Below are 21,246 nucleotides of genomic sequence, written 5' to 3' on the forward strand. Positions count from 1 at the left end.
AGCCGCATCGAGAATTTGACATGGATGTCCGCCAGTTTGCCTTCCTTGCCCGCCTGCCTTCTTCAGCCATGAAGCGCCGTGATGCGTTCTGCGGCCTGCCCAAGCGCGGCCTGGTGCTGATCCTGGCCAACGCGCTGTTCTGGCAGCCGCTGCTGGCCCAGGCCGACGGCATTGTGGTCAGCGGCCCCGGCACGACGGTGGGCGCGGCGGGCAATGGCGTACCGGTGGTGAACATCGCCACGCCCAACGGCAGCGGCCTGTCCCACAACCAGTTCAAGGACTACAACGTCGGCCCCAATGGCGTGATCCTCAACAACGCCGGCGGCCCGTTGCAGTCCACCCAACTGGGCGGGATTATCGTCGGCAACCCCAACCTCAAGGGTGGCTCGGCGAATGTCATCCTCAACGAAGTCAACGGCGGCAGCGCCAGCCAGTTGCGCGGCTACACCGAAGTGGCGGGGCAGTCGGCCAAGGTCATCGTCGCCAACCCCTATGGCGTGACCTGCAACGGCTGCGGCTTTATCAACACCCCCAACGTCACCTTGACCACTGGCAAACCGATCCTCGATAACGGCCGCCTGGACCGCTACCAGGTCGATGGCGGCGCGGTGACCATCGACGGCCAGGGCTTGAACGCGAGCAATGTCGACCGCTTCGAAATCATCACCCGCACGGCCAAGATCAACGCGCAGATCAATGCGCGCAACCTGACCGTGATTGCCGGGCGCAACGACGTCAATGCACAGACCTTGAATGCCACCGCACGCGCCGACGATGGCAGCGCCAAGCCGGAGCTTGCGATTGACTCCTCGGCCCTGGGCGGCATGTACGCCGGCGCGATCAAGCTGGTGGGCACCGAGGCCGGTGTCGGGGTAAAACTGGACGGCACATTGGCGGCCAGCGCCGGCGATATCCAGCTCGATGCCAACGGGCACCTGAGCATGGCGCAGGCGGCGGCCAGTGGCGCGATCGACGTCAAGGCGGCGAGCCTCGATGCCCAGGGCCCGGCCTACGCCGGCACCGCCCTGACGGTGAAAACCAGCGGCGACCTGAACACCCAGAAAAGCCTCGCGGCCCGCGACACGGTGCGCCTGAGCAGCGGCGGCAAGTTGACCAACAACGGCGTTATCGAAGCCGGCGTGAATGCTGATAACACCCGCACCACCACCGGCGACGTCAGTCTCGAGGCCCGCGATATCCGCAACAACGCCAGTGTGGTTGCCAGCCGCAGCGCCACCGTCAAGGCCAGCCAGACCCTGGATAACCAGGGCGGCGTCATCAGTGCCAGAAAGGCCCTGGACGTCACTGCCAGCACTGTGGATAACCGCAACAAAGGCCGCCTGCTGACCAGCGGCAGCACCCAGTTGACCGCCGCTGCGCTGTACAACAGCCAGGGCGAAATCATCAGCGATGGCGCGTTGCAGGCCAATGTCGCGCAGGTCAATAACCAGGGCGGCGTGGTGGTCAGCCACGACACCCTTAGCGTGACCGGCGACAGCCTGGATAACAGCAACAAAGGCGTGATCTCCAGCGCCGCAGCGCAAACCCTGACCCTCAGCGGCGCACTCAATAACAGCCAGGGCGGCACCATCGACAGCGCCGGCGCATTCACCCTGCGCGGCAACAGCCTGGACAACAGCGCCGGCAGCCTGACCGGCAACGGTGCGCTGACCCTCGACCTGCTGGCCGATCTGATCAACCGCAACGGCAAGCTGGCCAGCGCCGGCCCGCTGTCGATCGAGCGGGTGGCCGCCCTCGACAACCAGGGCGGCAAACTCACCAGCCAAACCCTGCTGACGGTATTGGCGGCCAGCGTGGACAACCGCAACAGCGGCACCCTGGCGGCAAACGCCGGGCTGACCCTGAACGCCAGCGGCCTGCTGCAAAACGACAACGATGGCCTGATCCACAGCGAAAACGCCGGCCTCAACCTCACCGTCGGCAGCCTGAACAACGCCGGGGGCAAACTCTCGGCCAAGGCGGGCGATGCGCTGATCAACGCCGGTGTTTTCAACAACGGCAACGGCGGTGTGTTTGCCGGCCAGCGCGTGCGCCTCAGTGGCGGCAGCGTCGATAACGCCGGGCAGATCGCCGGTCAGCAAGTCGACCTCAGCCTGCTGGGCGCCCTCAACAACCGTGGCTTGATCGAAAGCGCCAGCACCCTGGATATCACCGCCGCCAGCCTGAGCAACCAGGGCGGGCAATTGCGTGCCCTGGGTACCAGCGGCAAAAGCCGCGTGGCGATTGGCGGTGTGCTGGATAACAGCGGCGGCAAGCTGGAAGCGGCCAATGCCGACTTGAGCCTGGCCGCCGGCACTTTCCAGAACCAGGGCGGCAGCGTGTTGCATGTGGGTACCGGGGTGTTTGATATCGCCGGGATCAACCTCGATAACGTAGGCGGCAGCCTGGTGACCCAGGGCGACCTGAGCCTGGACAAAACCAACTGGACCAACAGCAGCCTGATCCAGGCCGGCAACCTCACGGTCAATGTCGATAATCTTGAGCAAACCAGCAGCGGCCAACTGCTCGCGGCCAACCGCATCAAGGGCACGGGCCAGAACTGGTCCACCCAGGGCGTGATCGCCAGTAACGGCAGCCTTGAGCTGAACCTGGGCGGGACCCTCAACAACACCGGCCGCCTGACCGGCGCCACGGATTTCAGCCTGGCCAGTGCCGCGCTGAACAACCTCGGTACCTTGGGCAGCGGCCGCGCCATGACCCTGACCACTGGCAGCCTGCTCAACCAGAACGGTTTGCTGTTCAGCGGCGGTGATATGAGCCTGCGGGTCGAGCGCCTGAAAAACCTCGGCGCCGATATCTATGCCATGGGCAACCTGAGCATCGACCGCGACGGCAAGGGCGCGTTCGCCACCAGCATCATCAACAGCTCGTCGAGCATCCAGAGTGACGGCAACCTGAGCCTGGCCGCCGGCACCATCCAGAATATCCGCACGGTGCTGACCAGCGAATCGGGGATCTATAGCGCCTCGATCAGCCCGGTGCAGTGCATTGAAAACGTCAACGGCGGTGACTGCGAAGGCGGCAAGGAAAACCGTCCGTTCCTGATTGCCCAGCGGGAGCGCCTGAGGGTTACCGACGCCAGTGCGGCTTCCAGCATTACCTCCGGCGCCAACCTGCTGCTGGTCGGCGGCGATGTGCTCAACAGCAGCAGTAGCATCGCTGCAGCCGGCAGCCTGACGGCGCGGGTCAACCAGTTGACCAACCTCGGCCTGGAAACCCACGACACCCTGACCGAGCGCGTGTTTTCTTCCGAGCGCACCCGTGATCCGTCGGGCTACAACCAGACCGCCGCGCAATTTACCCAGCGCTATTCCATCGGTGGCGCGGCCTACAACCCCAACAACCTGGGCGGCCTGGAAGCGGCCATGGCGTTCTTTATCGGCGCTATGGAGCGCCAGTGGGGCGAGACCAAAACCACTCAGTTGGCGGCTGCGGACCAGCGCTACGCAGCGGTGATCCAGGCTGGCGGCGCGGTGAACATCCAGGCCCAGGCCGGTATCGATAACAGCGTGGTGCGCGGCGGCTACACCTACGTGGGCAGCGGCGCGAAGACCGACACCAACGCTCCCGGCTTCTCCACCCAAGTGAAGCTCAACGGGCAATTGCCACCGGATGTCGCCCAGCAACAAGTCAACCCGCTGGGCCTGCCGGGCTTCAGCTTGCCCACCGGGCAGAACGGCCTGTTCCACTTCAGCGATGGCAGTGGCGTGCAGGGCCTGCCCAACAGCCAGTTTGCCGATAAGCCGCAAAAGTACCTGATCGAGACCAACGCGCAGCTGACCAATATGGCGCAGTTCATGAGCTCGGATTACATGCTGGCCAAGCTGGGCTACGACCCCGACGCCAGCCAGAAGCGCCTGGGCGACGGTTTCTACGAGCAGCGCCTGATCCAGCAAGCCGTGGTCGCCCGTACCGGCCAGCGCTTCATCGACGGCCAGACCAGCGACGCCGGGGTGTTCAAGTACCTGATGGACAATGCGGTCGGCGCCCGCCAGCAACTGAACCTGGCCGTGGGCGTGAGCCTCACCGCCGAACAGGTCGCGGCCCTGACCCACGATATCGTGTGGCTGGAAAACGCCACCGTCGCCGGCCAGCAAGTGCTGGTGCCCGTGTTGTACCTGGCCCAGGCCAGCAATCGCCTGGCCCCCAATGGCGCGCTGATTTCCGGCAGCGACCTGAACCTGATGACCGGCGCCAACCTCAATAACGTCGGCACGCTGCGCGCCACCAGCAACCTGGGCGCCAATGTGGGCGGCGACCTGAACAATAGCGGGCTGATGGAGACCGGCAACCGCCTCGACCTGCTGACCGGCAAGAACCTCAACAACCGTGCCGGCGGCATCATTGCCGGGCAGCAGGTCAACCTGGTGGCCGGTGCCGACCTGCTCAACGAGCGCAGCGTCACCACCCACCAGAGCGCCAGCGACTACCGCATCGAGCGCAGCGACTTTATCGACAACGCTGCGCGCATCGAGTCGGCCAGCACCCTGGCGATGCAGGCCGGGCGCGATATCAACAGTGTCGGCGGCGCGCTCAAGAGTGGCGGCGACACCACCGCCCAGGCGGTGCGCGACGTGAATATCGTCGCGGCGCAAACCCTGGACAACGGCGCCATTGGCAGCCGTTCGCGCCACGAGATCATCACCCAGCAAGGCTCGGTGGTTGAAGCCGGGCGGGACTTCCATGTGGTCGCCGGGCGGGATGTGAGCGCGGTGGGCAGCCAGATCGAAGCCAAGCGCGACCTGAGCGTGGGCGGCGTGCGCAATGTGAACCTGGCGGCGGCGGCCAACGAGCAACATTCGGCGTACAACTCGAAAAAGGTCAAGAGCATCGAGGACCATGTGAGCCAGGTCTCCACCGTGCTCAAGGCCGGTGGCAACGTGACCTTGAATGCGGGCGAAGATTTGCTGTTGCTGGCCAGTAACGTCAGCGCCGGCAACGAAGCGTACCTGGTGGCCGGCAAGAGCCTGGCCCTCAAGGCTGCCGAAGATCAGGACTACAGCTTCTACAGCAAGACCAAGAAAAGCTCCTCGGGGAAAAAATTCCGCCTCGATGAGACCGACACCGTCAACAACGTGGGCAGCAGCGTCAATTCCGGCGGCAACAGCACTCTGGTAGCCGGTGAAAACCTCCTGCTGGCGGGTAGCAGCGTGGCCGCCGACAAAGGTGCGGCAAAACTGGTGGCGGGCAAGGATGTGCAAATCGTCGCGGTCACCGACGCCGAAAGTGCGCGGCATGAGCGCAAAGAAAGCAAAAGCAGTTGGGGCGGGCTGAAGTCGAGCAAGGTCCAGGACAAGGTTGACGAGAAACGCACCATGGCCGTGGGCAGCATGGTTTCGGGCGAGACGGTCAGCGTGGTAGCGGGGCAGGATGCGACAGTGACCGGCTCGGCACTGGTCAGCACTGGTGACCTGGCCGTGCAGGCGGGGCGCGACCTGACGATTGATGCGGCGCAGAACACCTTCTCGCGCACCGATATGCACAAGGAAAAAAATCGCGACCTGACCGGCGTGTTGACCGGCAATAAGCTGGGCCTGGACGACATCACCGGCAATCAACACCTGTCGATCAGCAGCAGCAAACACAACGGCACCGCCCAGGAAACCACCCTGACCGGCAGCACCATTGGCTCCAGCGAAGGCAACGTTGCGTTGATTGCCGGGCGTGAGTTGAATGTGGTCGCCAGTGACCTGGTCAGCACCAAGAACATGGACCTCAGTGGCGCCAACGTGACCATCACCGCCGGCGCTGAAACCGCGCGGCAAACCACGCAAGACAGCTCCAAGAGCCTGGCCGTGGGCCGGGTGATTGGCGGTGCGGTGATCGACACCGCGCGCAGTATCCACGATGCCACCGAAGCGGCGAAGAACGCCGATGACCCGCGCCTCAAGGCGGTGAAAATCGCCCAGGCCGCCCTGGCGGCCTACAACCTGGGTGGCCAGGCCTCGGACGCCAACGGCCAGAGCGCCGGCTTCAAGAACAAGCAGGGCGGCTCACCCAGCAACGGTTCGTTGATCAAGATCGGTACCGAACTGGCCAATACCCGCAGCAAGGCCAGCAGTGAGTACAACAGCCTGACGGCGCGCCAGAGCACGCTCAATGCCGGGCAGGATCTGTCGATTGTCGCCACCGGCGAAGCGCCCGGCACCCAGGGCAATATCGAGATCACCGGCAGCAGCCTGAAAGCCGCCAACACCTTGTTGCTGGCCAAGAACAACGTGTTGCTGCAAAGCGCCCAGGACACCGTCGATCGCAAGAACGATGGCTCGACCAACAGGACTGCAATTGGCGCCAGCTTCAACATCGGCGAGCAGAACGGCTTCACCCTCGACCTCGGTGCACAGGGCGCGAAGAACAAGGGCAATGGCAACTCGGTAACCCAGGTCAACACCACCCTGGACACCGGCTCGCTGCTGCTCAAAAGCGGTGGCGACACCACCCTCGCCGGCGCCCAGGTGCGCGCTGACCGCATCCAGGCCGACATCGGCGGCAACCTCAACATCCTCTCGCGCCAGGACAGCGAATCGTCGCGCAGCAAGCAGAGCAGCGCAGGCTTTGGCGCGAGTATCTGCATCCCACCGTTCTGCTACGGCTCCACTGTGGCCGGTTCGGCCAGCATCGCAGCGGCCAAGATGAACAGCGACTACCAGGCCGTGACCGACCAGACCGGCCTGTTTGCGGGCACCGGTGGCTACGACATCAATGTCGGCAAGACCACCACCTTGCAGGGCGGGGTGATTGCCAGCGAAGCGGCGGCAGTGAAGAACCGCTTGAGCACCGATCGCCTGATCGTCAGCGATATCAAGAACACCAGCGAGATCCAGAGCCAGTCGGCGGGGCTCTCCGCTTCGTTCAGCAGCAGCGGTGGCACCTCGCCGGGTGGCAGCATTCCGGTGGCGCTCAAGGAAGACGAGCGCAGCCACACCCGCAGTGCGGTCAGCGACGGCACGATTGAGGTCCGCAACCCTGAGGGCGCCAATGACCTGGTGGGGCTCAATCGCGACACTGCCAACGCCAACCAGAGGCTCGACCGTCCAGACGAAAAGGCCATGCGGGAGCGCATCGACCTGATCCAAAGCTCGGCGCAATTGGCCAGTGGGGTGATCAGTACGGTGGCCAAAGCCAAGGCCGATGAAGCGAAGAAGCTTGGGCAGGAGGCAAAAGACCAGGCCAGCGCGGGCTCGCCAACGGCGGGTGCCGCGGCCCAGGCGTACGAGGCGGCGAATGCCGAGGCGCTGCGCTGGCAGGTGGGTGGCGACAAGAAACTGATGGCCGATATTGCATCCGGGCTGATTGCGGCCGGGCTGGGCGGCGCTACCGGCGGCACGGCGGTAGGGATCGTGGCTAATACATCGGCCAGCGATATCTTCAATAAAATCGGCAGTTTTGCCGACGAGCAGAAAAACCGCAAAGACATCGACAGCGCGACCAAGGCTGCCTGGGCCGAAGGCGGCGCCGCGCGCGTTATGTTGCACGCATTGGCGGGAGCCGCGTTGGGGCTTTCCAGCGGCAATGTGCAGAGCGGCGCATTGGGTGCAGGGGCCTCGGCGGCGCTGATGCCCTCGATTCTGCAAGCGCTGGAAGACAGTGGCATGAAAGAGGCCGACCGTAAGGCCGTGGCTACGCTGATTGCCTCCGGCGTGGGTACGGCGGTCGGTTCCGGGCATGGCACCGGCGGCGCCATTGTTGCCGGTGGCACTGCGGCCAGCGTGGATCGGTACAACCGCCAGTTGCACCCGGACGAGATCAAGTTCGCCTCCGACAAGGAGCGCGTCGATCGCTATGCACAAGCGCAGGGCATCACCGAAGAGCAAGCACGCATAGAGCTGCTGCGAACGGCGGCGGCGATGGTCGATCGCGGCTGGAACACCGTGCTGGGTGTCGAGGATGGCAACACCACGACGGCGGCCAGTTTCCTGCGCAGCGAGCTTTCGCAGTCCAAAAGCGCCGACCTGTTCCAGGTCAGCCTGGCCGATTACAACAATGAGCGTTTGGGCCTGTCGCGCCTGATGAAAGACCGGAACTCGGTTGAGAACCTGGTCAAGTACATCGAACTGGTCGACCCCTACAAGTACCTGCACGATCCGAAAAACATGGCCGAAATTCTCAATGCCAAAGGCCAGGGCAGTGCCGAGGGTATTGCCAATGCCGTAGAGGATCTGGCCAGTTTCGGTTCCAAGACGGCGCTTTGGGCGATGAGTACCGTCAATTGCCCAAGCTGTGGCGGTCGGCAGTTTATCGCGGCGGTAGAGGCGGTGCAGAGCTTGCCCGAAGAGCTGAGGCTCAAGGGCTACCTGGACACCCTGCATATCATGCAGGGCTATGGCGCCGACGTGCTGCGCCAGAACGAGATGATCGCCACCTCTACTGGCGTGGGCCTCGGCCTGGGCGGCGCGGGTGTCGGTAGTGCTGGCGCGACGACCACCCGCCTGACCGGCGAGCTGGCCGGGGCTGTGGGCAAGCGCTTCACCGGTATCATCAACGAAGCGGCCGAGCAGGCACTGCTCAAGAGTGGCGGTAGATTCGGACCTGATGGCAAGCCGCTGATGGATCTGTCGGTGCTGACCCGTGAGCAGAAAAGTGTCATGGGCGATTTACTTGGAGGTCGCTCGGTGCAGCAAATTGTTCCTGACGGGCAGAAGCTGGCGCGAGTACCGGGGACCGGTGAAACGGGTATTGACGATCTGTACAAGGTCGATCGTCCGGATGTCGACTTCCTTGTCATTGAATACAAGTTTTTGAGTGATAACAGGAAGTCCGGTTCCTCGGCGCTGGGCAAGCCTACAGATGGCAAGCAAGGTTCCGCCTCGTGGATACTCGGAGGCGATCGCCTGGAGCGTTCGGTTGGCGCAGATCAGAGCCGGGATGTGCGGCTCGCGGTGGACGCGAACCGTACTGAAACGTGGGTGGTGAGAACCCGGCCAGATGGCGACACGGAAATTGAAGTGCTTGATGCGCGTGGCAAAGCCAAAAATGTTGATACGTCGAAAATTCTCCCGCCCAAGAAAAACTTCGATGAGGGTTATCCATGATTCGTGCACCCCTGGGGGATAAGCCGTATTGGGACGATCGCGAAGCCAAGGATCGGCAATGGGTTGAGCGCGTCAGTGAAATTCTCTCGCAACCTTCGGCCAACCCCCTGTACAGAGCGCAATTTACGTTCGACTTTGCCAAAGATAATGTGCGTGCGGCCATTCGGGTCTATTCGAGTGGTGGCAATGTTGCAGAGATGGCTACCTACCTCCCCGCCGCGATAGACGCATGGGAGCTTTCAAATCGAGAGTCCGACAGCCTGTGTGCTGAGAATAATCTCCAGACCTGCCGTGACTGGACTTTCGAGTTGGCGGACCTGAACCACTACATCTGGTGTTTCTGGTTGGTAAGCCTGGCGCTGGCGCTGGAAATTCCCGACGACCAGTGGCGTCGCCTCGTCGCCTTGATCGGCGAAGGTGGGCAGGACGTTCTGCTGGATCGAATCATTGCATCCCGCCAGCCAGGGCGTGTGATCGGTGAACAGCTACTGCACGCCAAACCTTATGCAAGGCTGCTCAAGGCCATCGATGCGCCCCAGGACCAGCAGGCCTCGCTGTTGCGGGCGTTCGTGGAACATTGGTACCCGGAGCTGAACCGACGCGGTAAACAGCAACCCTGGTGGTATGTCTATGGCGACCCGGTAAAGCATCCCCTTGAAATGGGTAGCTACTTTGGCCGCTGGTGCTTTGAGGCGGTTGCCGCAGTCAAGGCATTCGGGCTGGATGACAGCGCTTGTCTGGGGCATGAGCATTACCCCGGCGACTTGCTCCATCCCAGTGAAGACGTTGTTCCCGCCCCTGCCCCTGCCCGCGTAGAAAAAACCGGCTGGCTGGCGCGGTTGTTTGGGCGCTCAGATGAATGAGCCGTCACTTGTACAAGTACCGGCATGGCATTGGCGTGGCTTTATTGCTGGCAGCGTTATTGAACGGTTTCTTGCGATTTGACGGCAGCTGGCAGCGTTTTTTCATCATGGTGTTGGTGCAGCTGTGGTTTGGCCAGGCGGTCTACAACTATGCGCGTGGCGCCCGGGTAGCCATCGCGCCGGGTGGCATGAGCAAGGATGCCGACCCAAAGTGGCGCGCGGCCTTGGCTGGCTTCGCCCTGTTTTTATATGGGGGCGTGTTCTTTTTGAGTTTTTGACTCTTGCAGGGCAACCCCAGCCCTTTATTGCCACGGAAGACCCTTTATGAAAAAAGTTGCCTTTATCCTCGCGGCCCTGGCCCTTGCGGGCTGCCACTCCACTGCCCGCGACTCGTCGCCCAGCCTGTTGAAAGATGGTGTGCAGTTGCAGCAGAGCAAGGTCGTGGCGGACGCCGAGCACGCCAAGGTGATCATGCGCGCCACCGGTTTTACCTACCCGGTGCAGTTCTCCGTGCGCCGTGGCGGCGATGCCGATCAGCGCCCGGAGATCCTCGGCACGGTGGTGGATTCGGGCCGGGGCAAGGTGTTCGGCTGGATCGCCAAGATGAGCGAGGTGGCCAACAGCGCCGCGGTCAAGCGCTTCCCACAGTTGGAAGTGCTGGCCGATCCGGGGCAGACGATCGAGGTATTGGGCGAGTCGCGAGTGTATGACTCGAACTACTACCGCTACGCCGAAAAAATTGTCTACGCCTGCGGGCCGATGACCTCGGCGTTCAAGCCGCAAAAGCAAAAGGTTTACCTGGTGGAATTCGTGATTGTCGGCGCCGGCTGTGAGCAGCATGCCTATGACATCACCGACCCCGCACAACGCGTTGCCGTCCCCGCGTCCTGAATCATGCACCCTACAACCGCCGGGCACATTGGCGGTGTTGTCGTAGTAAATGGAGTTTCAAATGAAGCGCAAGCAGTTCCAGAAAACCCTGTTGGCCATGATGGTCAGCGCCGTTGCCGCACAAGCCAGTGCGGTGGAGTTTGACGTCAGCACAGGGCAGAACGTCTGGGCCTCCCAGACGTTCAACGAGCCTGTGACCCTGGTGGGCGCGCGCAATGTCGTATCGACCCAGCCCAGTGCCGATGGTGTGAATGTGTCCCTGACCAATATCCAGGGCACGCTGCGTAACAACGCCAACCTCACCCTGAATGCCGGCGGCCAGGCCGTGCGTGGCCTGATCGTCGATGGGGCGCTGGATCAAATGCTCACCACCACCGGCAGCCAAATCAGCGGCGATATCGTCCAGGCTGGCAATATCCACCTGAGCAACACCATCTGGGCCGAAGGCTTTGAAGTGGGCGCCAGCAACGTGGGCGGCAGCATCATCAACTCGGGCAACATCACCCTGGTCGAGGTCCCAGGTTCGGGCGATGAATCCGACGCCGAGGGTATCTACCTCAATGGCACCACCGTGGCGGGCGACGTGGTCAATAGCGGTGTGGTGGATATCACGTCCTACTACGGCTACGGCCTGATTCTCGATACCCACAACAACATGCCAGTGACCATCGGCGGCAAGCTGCTCAATTCCGGGACCATTCGCGTGACCGGTGAAGAGGCCCTGGGGATCGAGATCGAAACCGATACCAACCCCCTGCGTATCGAAAACAGCGGCCTGGTTTCCGTCAACGGCGGGCAGGCGATTGCCGTGCAGCTCGATGCGGGCACCTACGATTACCTGCTCAACACCGGCACCATCGAAGCCAGCGGCAGCAACGCCATGGCCTTCAACGTGCAAGGCGCGACCTTCAACACCACCTCGCCGAGCGGTGAGCGCGGCTTGATCAACCGTGGCGTGATCAGCGCCGACGCGACCGCGATCAAGGTCAACCCGCGATTCCAATTGACGCCCTTGGAGATCAACCAGCAAGCCGGGGAAATCCGCAGCAACTCCGGCACGGCCATCGACGGGGGCAACCTGGCGAGCCTGAACTGGAGCGGCGGCAAAATCGTCGGTGATGTGCTGGGTGTCACGGCAGTGAACATCAACGGCCAGGCCGATTTTACCGGTGCGCGCATTGGCAGCCCGGTATCGGTCAACGCGGGTTCGTTGAACCTGTCTGGCGCCGGCACCACGATCACTGGCGACCTGAATGTGGCCAGCGGCGCCGGGGTTGATATGCGCCTGTCCAACAGCGTGGTGCCGACCACCCCGTACCTGACGGTCAGCGGCGCCGCGAATTTTGCCCAGGGTTCCAACGTGACCTTGAGCGCCAAGCCCGGTGATTTCACCGCAGCGCCCAGCGGCACCGAATACACCCTGCTGCAAGCCGGCAGCGTGCAGAACAACGGCCTGACGGTCGCCAGCAGCTCGTCGCTGCTCGATGTGCTCAGCTACTCGGCCGATGCGCAGACGGTCAAGGCCGTGGTGGGTCTGAAGCCAGACGAGCAGGTACAAACCGACCTCGGCGGCGTTGGGGCAACGACCTCGGCGGTCACTGCCGTGAACCTGTTGAAAAACGAAGTGCTGGGCCAACTGAGCCAGGAGGACGCGGTGTTCCAGGCCGTGGCCAACGCTGGCAGCGCCCAGCAACTGGCGCAGCTTGGCGAACAGCTCAAGCCAGACGTGAACCGTGGCGCGTTGGACGTGGCCTTGTCCGGGCAGACCGTGATCAACGGCGCGATCCTCAACCGCCTGGCCGGCCAGCGCGATGGCAGCGAACGCGGCGGTGTGTGGGTGCAGGGCTTGAGCAGCAACATGGACCAGGACGGTCGCGGTGGCGACAACGGTTACTCGGCCAACAGCAGTGGCGTGGCAGTCGGCGTGGACGGGCGCTTGAACGACAGCACGCGGGTGGGTGTGGCGTACAGCTACCTCAACTCCAACATCCACTCGGACCTGGGCAACAAGACCGAAGTGCAGGGCAATGCGCTGTCGCTGTATGGCAACTGGTCGCTGCAGAACTGGTTTGTCGATGGCAGCCTGAGCTACGGCGTCAACGACAACGACAGCAAGCGCCACATCGCCGGCACCACGGCCAAGGGCAGCTACGACAGCCAGGCGTTGTCGGCCAGCGTGATCGGCGGCTACAGCTTCAAAGCGTCGGACAGCGTGCTGATCGAACCGCGTGTCGCGGCGCGTTACTCCAGCGTGCACATGGACAGCCTGCATGAGAAGGGTTCTTCGGCGGCGCTGAACACCGGTTCCCAGCGTTACGAAGTCGGTGAACTGGGCGCCGGCCTGCGCGTGGCGGGCAACCTGGCGCTGGGCGCCGGCACCCTGCAACCGGAAGCGACCTTGATGGCTTATCACGACCTGATGGGTGATCGCGTGGCGCAGACTTCCAGCTTTGTGAACGGTGGTTCGACGTTCAGCGTGACCGGTGCATCGGTCGCGCGTGACAGCTATGAAGCCAGCGTGGGCGTGAACTACCAGGTTTCGGCGTTCAGCGTCGGTGCCAGCTACACCCGCCAGGCCCGCAGCGGGTTTGATGCCGATGGCGTCATGCTGAAGGCCCGCTACGCCTTCTAAACCGTCCTGGTAGGAGCGAGCTGGTGTAGGAGCTGGCTTGCCTGCGATGTAGACACTGCGGTGTTTCAATCACACCGCAGGGATGCTATCGCAGGCAAGCCAGCTCCCACACAAGCCAGCTCCTACGCAAGCCAGGCCCCACAAGTGCGAAACAACTTGAGAACCGCTCTCAACCCCGTAAAATGCCGCAGCACTTAATCAGGGACGAATTCGAAGATGCGCATTTTTGCTTTACTGCTGGCTCTGTCCTTCCTGGCCGGCTGTGCTTCCAAACCCCCGTACTACATCTCTCCAGCCCCTGTGACCATTCCCAAGACCGCCACCTTCTGGGTCGATACCTTCGACGTCAAAGTGGTGGGGCAGGGCCGGATTTTCATGTCGGACGCCAAAGTCCGCGAGCAGTTGGGCGTCGACCTGGTGGACCGCCTGCTCAAGGCCAAGCGCTACGCCAGCAGCAAGCAGACCGCTGACTACCTGCTGGACGTGGATATCGTCTACGTGCGCCATATCCTCGACTCCAAGGGCGGCATCACCAGCCTGGTGGTCGACGACAACACGATCCTGCAAAGCATCGATTTTGGCTACAAGGTCAAGGTCAGGAAAGCCGAGGCCGAGGTGCTGCATTTTGCCCAGGACCGGGATGGCCTGGTGCCCAACAACTGGGGCGGCCAGGTGCAGCAATGGAAGACCATTGGCGGGATCCTGACCAATGAAGGCAACGCCAACATCGAGCGCCATTTTACCGGTGGTTTGAGCAACTACATCGTGCGTGACCTGCGTGCCATACCTGCACGCTAACCCCCGGATTTCTTCACTTAGGAGCACCCTGTGAAAGCACTCTCAAACATCCTGCTGTCAGGCTTTGCCGGCGCAGCGCTGCTGGCGCTGGCCGGTTGTGCGGCGACCGAAACCTCCCGCGCACTGCCGATCGAAAAAGTCGCCAGCGCCAACGTTGCCTACTCCGGCGTACGCGTGCCGATTGCCGTGGGCAAGTTCGATAACCGCTCCAGCTACATGCGCGGGATCTTCTCCGATGGCGTGGACCGCCTCGGTGGCCAGGCCAAGACCATCTTGATCACCCACTTGCAGCAGACCAACCGCTTCAGCGTGCTGGACCGCGACAACATGGGCGAGATCTCCCAGGAAGCGAAGATCAAGGGCACCGCCCAGAACCTCAAGGGTGCTGACTACGTGGTGACCGGCGATGTGACCGAGTTCGGCCGCAAAGAGACCGGCGATCGCCAATTGTTCGGCATCCTCGGCCGTGGCAAGACCCAGGTGGCCTACGCCAAGATCAACCTGAATATCGTCAGCATCAGCACCTCCGAAGTGGTGTATTCCACCCAGGGCGCCGGTGAGTACGCGCTGTCGAACCGCGAAGTCGTGGGCTTTGGCGGTACCGCCAGCTATGACTCCACCCTCAATGGCAAGGTCCTGGACCTGGCCATGCGCGAAGCGATCAATCGCCTGGTCGACGGCATCAACGCCGGCGCCTGGAACCCGCGTAACTGATTCAAGTGTTTTCAAGGAGCAGTACACGGATGAGCAAGGCAGTTAAGTTGGCGCTGATGCTGACAGCAACCGCGCTGGTTGCAGGGTGCCAGACGGCACCCAAGCCCCTGTATCAATGGGAAAGCTACCAGCCACAGGTTTACGAGTACTTCAAGGGTGAGCCCAAGGAAGCCCAGGTCGAAGCGCTGGAACGCGACCTGCAAAAGATCAACGCCAGTGGCCGCCAGGCCCCGCCGGGCTACCACGCCCACCTGGGCTTGCTGTACCTGAGCATGGGCAAGGATGACCAGATGGTGCAGCAGTTGCGCACCGAGAAGGCGCTGTTCCCCGAGTCTGCGGCCTACATGGACTTTTTGCTCAAGAACGCCAAGGCCCCAGAGGTGAAGCAATGAGCTTTTTGAAACTCACCGGCGCCTTGCTCGCCCTGGCCTTGCTGGGCGGTTGCGCGGCCCCCAAGACCGTCGACTATTCGGCCTACAAGCAGGCGCGGCCGAAGTCGATCCTGGTGCTGCCACCGATCAATGAATCCCCTGAAGTGCAGGCCTCCTACAGCCTGGTATCGCAGGTAACCTACCCGTTGGCGGAAGCCGGCTACTACGTGATGCCGATTGCCCTGGTGGACGAAACCTTCCGCCAGAACGGCCTGACCACCGCCAACGATATCCAGGGCGTGGCGCCGGGCAAGCTGCATGAGATCTTCGGCGCAGACGCGGCGCTGTACATCACCGTCAGCGAGTACGGCACCAAGTACATGCTGGTCACCAGCGACACTTCCGTGACGGCCTCGGCCAAACTGGTCGACCTGCGTACCGGCACCACCCTGTGGACCGGCTCGGCACGGGCCTCCAGCGAGGAAGGCAACAACAACGGCGGCGGCCTGGTGGGCATGCTGATCACCGCAGCGGTCAAGCAGGTGATCAACAGCTCTACCGACGCGGCGCACCCGATCGCCGGTATCACCAGCGCGCGCCTGTTGTCGGCCGGGCAACGCACCGGGATCCTCTACGGCCCGCGTTCGCCCAAGTACGGCTCGGACTGATCTGGACCAGTCACTGCCGATCCAATGTAGGAGCGGGCTTGCCCGCGATAGCGGTAGGTCAGTCACCGTATGTATTGACTCGCCCACCGCTATCGCAGGCACGCAAGCTCCCACATGGATTGAGTGACCAGACGCTAACCCGAATCCCGACGCCCCTACGTCTGACCTTGTGAACGCATCATTCACACACGAGGTTCAGCCCATGTCCCATCCTCTTCTCTTCCTGCGCCCCGCTGCCCAGGGCTTTGCCGTGACCTTGCTGGTGGCGCTCGCCGGGTGTGGGCTGTCATCCCGTGACGAGGCCAAGGCGCCCGAAGCGGTTGCTATCCCCGAACTGCAAAGCGCGCCGGTCCAGGCTCAGGCCGCCATGCTCAAAAGAATGGCGATGCCGGCACCGATGGCCATGCACGACGGCGTGGCGATGGAGTACCGCGCCGAGCCGCGTGAGCAGTATCAAAACCTGCCGGACAACCCGGTGCACAGCGTGGCCCAAACCCCGGTCTCGACCTTCAGCGTCGATGTCGACACGGGCAGTTACGCCAATGTCAGGCGTTTCCTCAACCAAGGCCAGCTGCCGCCCGAAGGCGCCGTGCGACTTGAGGAAATGGTCAATTACTTCCCCTACGACTATGCGCTGCCCACCGATAGCTCGCCTTTTGGCGTGACCACCGAAGTCGCCGCCACCCCCTGGAACCCCAGCACGCGTCTGCTGCGCATCGGCATCAAGGCGTCCGAGCGTGCCGTGGCCGAACTGGCGCCGGCCAACCTGGTGTTCCTGGTGGATGTTTCCGGCTCCATGGACCGTCGCGAAGGCCTGCCGCTGGTCAAAAGCACGCTCAAGCTGCTGGTGGACCAACTGCGCGATCAGGACCGCGTGTCCCTGGTGGTGTATGCCGGCGAGTCGCGGGTGGTGCTCAAGCCCACGTCCGGGCGTGACAAGGCAAAAATCCGCAACGCCATCGAGCAACTGACCGCCGGCGGCTCCACAGCGGGTGCATCGGGCATCGAGCTGGCCTATCAGATGGCCCGCGAAGGGTTTATCGATAAGGGTATCAACCGCATCCTGTTGGCCACTGACGGCGACTTCAACGTCGGCATCAGCGACTTCGACAGCCTCAAGCAGATGGCCGTGGACCAGCGCAAAAGCGGCGTGTCCCTGACCACCCTGGGGTTTGGCGTGGGCAACTACAACGAACACCTGATGGAACAACTGGCCGACGCGGGCGATGGCAACTACGCCTATATCGACAACCTGCGTGAAGCCCGCAAGGTGCTGGTGGAGCAACTCAGCTCGACCCTGGCCGTGGTGGCGCGGGATGTGAAGTTGCAGGTGGAATTCAACCCGGCCCAAGTCAGCGAATATCGCCTGCTGGGCTATGAAAACCGGGCCTTGAAGCGTGAGGATTTCAGTAACGACAAGGTGGACGCCGGCGAGATCGGTGCCGGGCATACCGTGACGGCGCTGTATGAAATCGTACCCAAGGGTGCCAAAGGCTGGCTGGAACCGCTGCGCTATGCCCAGGCTACGCCTGTCGAGGGCAACGCCGCAGAACTGGCCATGCTGCGCGTACGCTACAAGCCGGCGGCGGGTGGCAGCAGCCGCCTGATCGAGCACCCGATCAATAGCACTCAACACGCCGCCAGCGACGACCTGCGCTTCGCCGCCGCCGTGGCCGCCTTCGCCCAACAGCTCAAGGGTGATGGCCGCTACACTGGCAACATGAGCCTGAAGGACACCGCCACCCTGGCCCGTTCGGCGCGCGGTGATGATCCCTACGGCCTGCGTAATGAATTCGTACAGTTGCTGGAACTGGCCCAGAGCCTCAAACACTGATCTTGCCCACGATATAGCTCTAATGTGGGAGCTGGCTTGCCTGCGATAGCGGTGGGTCAGTGCCGCCCATAGTGCCTGACCCGCCGCCATCGCAGGCAAGCCCGGCTCCCACAGGTAATCTGCAGTGATCCATCGAAAGGAGTTCGCCACCCAACATGGCCGTATCAGATGACCCACCCAGCGACGAATCGCTGCTGGCCCGCTACCGCAGCGGTGACGCCGCTGCGTTCGAGACCCTGTATGCCCGGCACCGCCAGGGCCTCTACCGGTTTCTGGTAGGCCTTTGCAACAAGGCCGAACTGGCCGAGGAAATCTACCAGGACACCTGGCTCAGCCTGATCCGCAGCACCACCCAGCCACAAGGCCGGGCGAGTTTTCGTACCTGGTTGTTCCAGATTGCCCGCAACCGCCTGATCGACCATTGGCGCAAGCACGGTATCCACAACCCCCTGCACGACAGCTACGACGAACAGCAGCACGCCCAACCCGACGACAGCGCGGGCCCGGAGCAGCAACTGAGCCTGAGTCGCGACCAGGGCCGTCTCGATGCCGCGTTGCAGGACTTGCCCGAGGACCAGCGCGAAGTGTTCATGCTGCGCCTGCACGGCGACCTGGAACTGCCGCAAATCGCCGCCCTGACCGGCAGCCCACTGGAAACGGTAAAAAGCCGCTTGCGTTACGCCCAGCAGAAACTGCGTCGACTGCTGGCCGAGGAGGTACCCGTATGACTGACTCCCGACACCCCCAGGACCCGACTGACGAAGGGCTGATCCAGCACTTTCGCCAACACAGCGCCAGCGAGCCGCCCGCGTCCCTCGACGCCTTCATCCTCGCCGCCGCCCGCCGCGAAGCCCCCACGCCACCGCCGAGCCTGTGGCAACGCTGGCTGCAAGCCTGCCAACGGCCACGCTGGCAGATGGCCTTTGCTACCGTAGCCGGGGTCGCGCTATTGATTGGCGTGGTGACGCGCTCGCCAGTGCCCGACCTCAACCTGCCCGAAGCCAGCCAATACGCCGCCGCGCCACCGCCGCAGGCACTCTCTGCGCCCGCCGCCCCAGCGCCCATGGCGCGTATGGCAATGGCGCCCCAGGCCGACAGCACGCCGGTCCAGGCCGAGATGGCAAGCGCCATGGCCGATGAGCCCGTGGCAAAAATGAGCAAACAGATGGCCGCCAAGCCCCAGTCCCTGGAGCAAGGGCTTGAGGAAATCGTGCGTCTGCGCCAGGCGGGTCAGAGCAGGGCGGCGGATGAGAAGCTGCTGGCCTTGCACAAGCGCTTTCCCGAGGAAAACCTGCCGGCGCAGTTGGAGGCGTTGCAAAAGCGTTGAACCGCGCCCACAAAAAAGCCCCAGGTCTTGGGACCTGGGGCTTTCTTTGTATCTGGTGCACCCGGCGGGATTCGAACCCACGACCCCTGCCTTCGGAGGGCAGTACTCTATCCAGCTGAGCTACGGATGCTTGTGCGGGCGCCATCATACCCATGTCGACCTTGGGCGTCCATGCTGGTTTTTGGCCGTCTGCCGGTAGGATTCTGGTGCAGCGAGGCTCTGTACCGGGCGGTGTGTGCCGGTGATGCGCAATTCGGCTCCGTTACGCCTGTCAGAATAGTCTGGCTAATGCGCCGTTTTCGTTCTTTTTTTCGAACAGACTATTGCCCTGCCCCCCCATTGATCCTAGGATTCGTTTGAGATTTCAAACGCTCTGTCTCCCGTGCGCGATGTTTCAGCTTGCGCCCAGTGACTGATTTCCCTGACGGCAGCCTTCGAGGCGCCTTTCAACAACTCTAATTTGCCCCGCGCGCGCGCGGTGCTGTTAAGGAAAGCCGACATGCAGCTTAAAGACACCCAGTTGTTCCGCCAGCAAGCCTTTATTGATGGCGCTTGGGTCGATGCGGACAACGGTCAAACGATCAAGGTCAACAACCCCGCGACTGGCGAGATCCTGGGCACCGTGCCGAAAATGGGCGCCGCCGAAACCCGTCGTGCCATCGAAGCTGCCGACAAGGCCTTGCCGGCCTGGCGCGCACTGACCGCCAAGGACCGTGCGAACAAGCTGCGTCGCTGGTTCGAGCTGATTATCGAGAACCAGGATGACCTGGCGCGCCTGATGACCCTGGAGCAGGGCAAGCCGCTGGCCGAAGCCAAGGGCGAAATTGTCTACGCCGCTTCGTTCATCGAGTGGTTCGCCGAAGAGGCCAAGCGTATCTACGGTGACGTGATCCCTGGCCACCAGCCGGACAAGCGCCTGATCGTGATCAAGCAGCCGATCGGCGTCACCGCCGCCATCACGCCGTGGAACTTCCCGGCCGCGATGATCACCCGTAAAGCCGGCCCGGCCCTGGCCGCCGGTTGCACCATGGTCCTCAAGCCTGCGTCGCAAACCCCGTTCTCGGCGTTCGCCCTGGCTGAGCTGGCCCAGCGTGCCGGGATTCCAAACGGCGTATTCAGCGTGGTCTCCGGCAGCGCTGGCGATATCGGCAGCGAGCTGACCAGCAACCCGACCGTGCGTAAATTGTCCTTCACCGGCTCGACCGAAATCGGCCGCCAGTTGATGGCCGAATGCGCCAAGGACATCAAGAAAGTTTCCCTGGAGCTGGGCGGCAACGCGCCGTTCATCGTGTTTGACGACGCCGACCTGGATAAGGCCGTCGAAGGCGCGATCATCTCCAAGTACCGCAACAACGGCCAGACCTGCGTCTGCGCCAACCGCCTGTACATCCAGGATTCGGTGTATGACGCGTTCGCTGAAAAACTCAAGGTGGCCGTGGCCAAGTTGAAGATCGGCAATGGTCTGGAAGAAGGCACCACCACCGGTCCCCTGATCGATGAAAAAGCCGTGGCCAAGGTCCAGGAACACATCGCCGATGCCTTGAGCAAAGGCGCGACGCTGTTGGCTGGCGGCAAGGTCATGCAAGGCAACTTCTTCGAGCCGACCATCCTCACCAACGTGCCGAAAAACGCTGCCGTGGCCAAGGAAGAAACCTTCGGCCCGCTGGCGCCGCTGTTCCGCTTCAAAGACGAAGCCGAAGTGATCGCGATGTCCAACGACACCGAGTTCGGCCTGGCCTCCTACTTCTATGCCCGCGACCTGGGTCGTGTGTTCCGTGTGGCCGAGGCTCTGGAATACGGTATGGTCGGCGTCAACACCGGGCTGATCTCCAACGAAGTGGCGCCGTTCGGCGGTATCAAGGCGTCGGGTCTGGGCCGTGAAGGCTCCAAGTACGGCATCGAGGACTACCTGGAAATCAAATACCTCTGCCTGGGCATCTAACCGGCAAGGTATCGCTGCAAACGCAAAGGGCACGAGAGCGCTGTCCCTTTGCGTGCTTCACACCGTTATTCGAAGTGGCCGGGAAAGCTGTGGCAGTCGATCATCGCATGCTGCCGTAGTTGCCTCCCCGCCACGTAATCCTTGGACCACGCC

General features: G+C 62.8%; 13 protein-coding genes and 1 tRNA gene. 13 read left to right on the plus strand and 1 reads right to left on the minus strand.

The annotated features are described in order from the left end of the window. The first annotated feature begins 20 nt into the window (after positions 1-20). From ACO77H_RS00795 to ACO77H_RS00850, 12 genes are all read left to right on the plus strand, one after another. Entirely contained in the window at positions 21-9,053 is a 9,033-nt protein-coding gene (locus tag ACO77H_RS00795) for a hemagglutinin repeat-containing protein (RefSeq protein ID WP_432754854.1), read from the plus strand. After that, on the plus strand, positions 9,050-9,916 hold the full coding sequence (locus ACO77H_RS00800) for a PoNe immunity protein domain-containing protein (RefSeq protein ID WP_432754855.1): 867 nt from the start codon (positions 9,050-9,052) through the stop codon (positions 9,914-9,916). The genes ACO77H_RS00795 and ACO77H_RS00800 overlap by 4 nt, the downstream gene beginning before the upstream one ends. Further along, the gene (locus ACO77H_RS00805) at positions 9,913-10,194 is read left to right on the plus strand and encodes a hypothetical protein (RefSeq protein WP_169953974.1); all 282 of its coding nucleotides are present in this window, start codon (positions 9,913-9,915) and stop codon (positions 10,192-10,194) included. Before ACO77H_RS00800 ends, ACO77H_RS00805 begins: the two co-directional genes overlap by 4 nt. A 46-nt stretch (positions 10,195-10,240) precedes the next feature. Then, positions 10,241-10,807, plus strand: a complete 567-nt coding sequence (locus ACO77H_RS00810; protein ID WP_170058197.1) for a hypothetical protein — start codon at positions 10,241-10,243, stop codon at positions 10,805-10,807. 61 nt (positions 10,808-10,868) lie between these two features. After that, positions 10,869-13,439: an autotransporter outer membrane beta-barrel domain-containing protein gene (locus ACO77H_RS00815; protein ID WP_432754856.1), complete on the plus strand. Its 2,571-nt coding sequence runs from the start codon at positions 10,869-10,871 to the stop codon at positions 13,437-13,439. Between the two features lie 216 nt (positions 13,440-13,655). Next, positions 13,656-14,237 (plus strand): hypothetical protein, encoded by a 582-nt coding sequence (locus ACO77H_RS00820; protein ID WP_169953971.1) that lies wholly within the window; start codon positions 13,656-13,658, stop codon positions 14,235-14,237. Positions 14,238-14,267: 30 nt separating this feature from the next. After that, positions 14,268-14,951 carry a CsgG/HfaB family protein gene (locus tag ACO77H_RS00825; protein ID WP_432754857.1) on the plus strand — a complete coding sequence of 228 codons (684 nt, stop codon included), beginning with the start codon at positions 14,268-14,270 and terminating at the stop codon, positions 14,949-14,951. 29 nt (positions 14,952-14,980) lie between these two features. Next, a complete protein-coding gene (locus ACO77H_RS00830) occupies positions 14,981-15,343 on the plus strand; it encodes a DUF4810 domain-containing protein (RefSeq protein ID WP_169953969.1) in 363 nt (120 codons plus the stop codon). Beyond that, a complete protein-coding gene (locus ACO77H_RS00835) occupies positions 15,340-15,990 on the plus strand; it encodes a DUF799 domain-containing protein (RefSeq protein WP_169953968.1) in 651 nt (216 codons plus the stop codon). Before ACO77H_RS00830 ends, ACO77H_RS00835 begins: the two co-directional genes overlap by 4 nt. A 202-nt stretch (positions 15,991-16,192) precedes the next feature. After that, positions 16,193-17,824 (plus strand): YfbK domain-containing protein, encoded by a 1,632-nt coding sequence (locus ACO77H_RS00840; RefSeq protein ID WP_432754858.1) that lies wholly within the window; start codon positions 16,193-16,195, stop codon positions 17,822-17,824. A gap of 155 nt (positions 17,825-17,979) precedes the next feature. Then, the gene (locus ACO77H_RS00845; RefSeq protein ID WP_432754859.1) at positions 17,980-18,552 is read left to right on the plus strand and encodes an RNA polymerase sigma factor; all 573 of its coding nucleotides are present in this window, start codon (positions 17,980-17,982) and stop codon (positions 18,550-18,552) included. Further along, positions 18,549-19,151, plus strand: coding sequence for a hypothetical protein (locus tag ACO77H_RS00850; RefSeq protein WP_170058194.1), 603 nt, complete (start codon positions 18,549-18,551; stop codon positions 19,149-19,151). Before ACO77H_RS00845 ends, ACO77H_RS00850 begins: the two co-directional genes overlap by 4 nt. 53 nt (positions 19,152-19,204) lie before the next feature. Here ACO77H_RS00850 and ACO77H_RS00855 read toward each other — a convergent pair. Further along, positions 19,205-19,281: transfer RNA gene (locus ACO77H_RS00855), tRNA-Arg, on the minus strand. Between the two features lie 369 nt (positions 19,282-19,650). Between ACO77H_RS00855 and gabD the strand changes: the two genes are divergently transcribed. Beyond that, positions 19,651-21,093 carry an NADP-dependent succinate-semialdehyde dehydrogenase gene (gene gabD, locus ACO77H_RS00860; protein ID WP_099170293.1) on the plus strand — a complete coding sequence of 481 codons (1,443 nt, stop codon included), beginning with the start codon at positions 19,651-19,653 and terminating at the stop codon, positions 21,091-21,093. Positions 21,094-21,246: the final 153 nt, after the last annotated feature.

Source organism: Pseudomonas sp. WMBT8, from assembly GCF_050916005.1.
In the GTDB taxonomy this organism is placed as follows: Bacteria; Pseudomonadota; Gammaproteobacteria; order Pseudomonadales; family Pseudomonadaceae; genus Aquipseudomonas.

Bases quoted from the DNA above. Each gene is read 5' to 3' on its own strand.
- ACO77H_RS00840 (WP_432754858.1), top strand. From the start codon at position 16,193: ATGTCCCATCCTCTTCTCTTCCTGCGCCCCGCTGCCCAGGGCTTTGCC.
- ACO77H_RS00795 (WP_432754854.1), top strand. From the start codon at position 21: ATGGATGTCCGCCAGTTTGCCTTCCTTGCCCGCCTGCCTTCTTCAGCC.
- ACO77H_RS00845 (WP_432754859.1), top strand. From the start codon at position 17,980: ATGGCCGTATCAGATGACCCACCCAGCGACGAATCGCTGCTGGCCCGC.
- gabD (WP_099170293.1), top strand. From the start codon at position 19,651: ATGCAGCTTAAAGACACCCAGTTGTTCCGCCAGCAAGCCTTTATTGAT.
- ACO77H_RS00800 (WP_432754855.1), top strand. From the start codon at position 9,050: ATGATTCGTGCACCCCTGGGGGATAAGCCGTATTGGGACGATCGCGAA.
- ACO77H_RS00810 (WP_170058197.1), top strand. From the start codon at position 10,241: ATGAAAAAAGTTGCCTTTATCCTCGCGGCCCTGGCCCTTGCGGGCTGC.
- ACO77H_RS00820 (WP_169953971.1), top strand. From the start codon at position 13,656: ATGCGCATTTTTGCTTTACTGCTGGCTCTGTCCTTCCTGGCCGGCTGT.
- ACO77H_RS00850 (WP_170058194.1), top strand. From the start codon at position 18,549: ATGACTGACTCCCGACACCCCCAGGACCCGACTGACGAAGGGCTGATC.
- ACO77H_RS00830 (WP_169953969.1), top strand. From the start codon at position 14,981: ATGAGCAAGGCAGTTAAGTTGGCGCTGATGCTGACAGCAACCGCGCTG.
- ACO77H_RS00835 (WP_169953968.1), top strand. From the start codon at position 15,340: ATGAGCTTTTTGAAACTCACCGGCGCCTTGCTCGCCCTGGCCTTGCTG.
- ACO77H_RS00815 (WP_432754856.1), top strand. From the start codon at position 10,869: ATGAAGCGCAAGCAGTTCCAGAAAACCCTGTTGGCCATGATGGTCAGC.
- ACO77H_RS00805 (WP_169953974.1), top strand. From the start codon at position 9,913: ATGAGCCGTCACTTGTACAAGTACCGGCATGGCATTGGCGTGGCTTTA.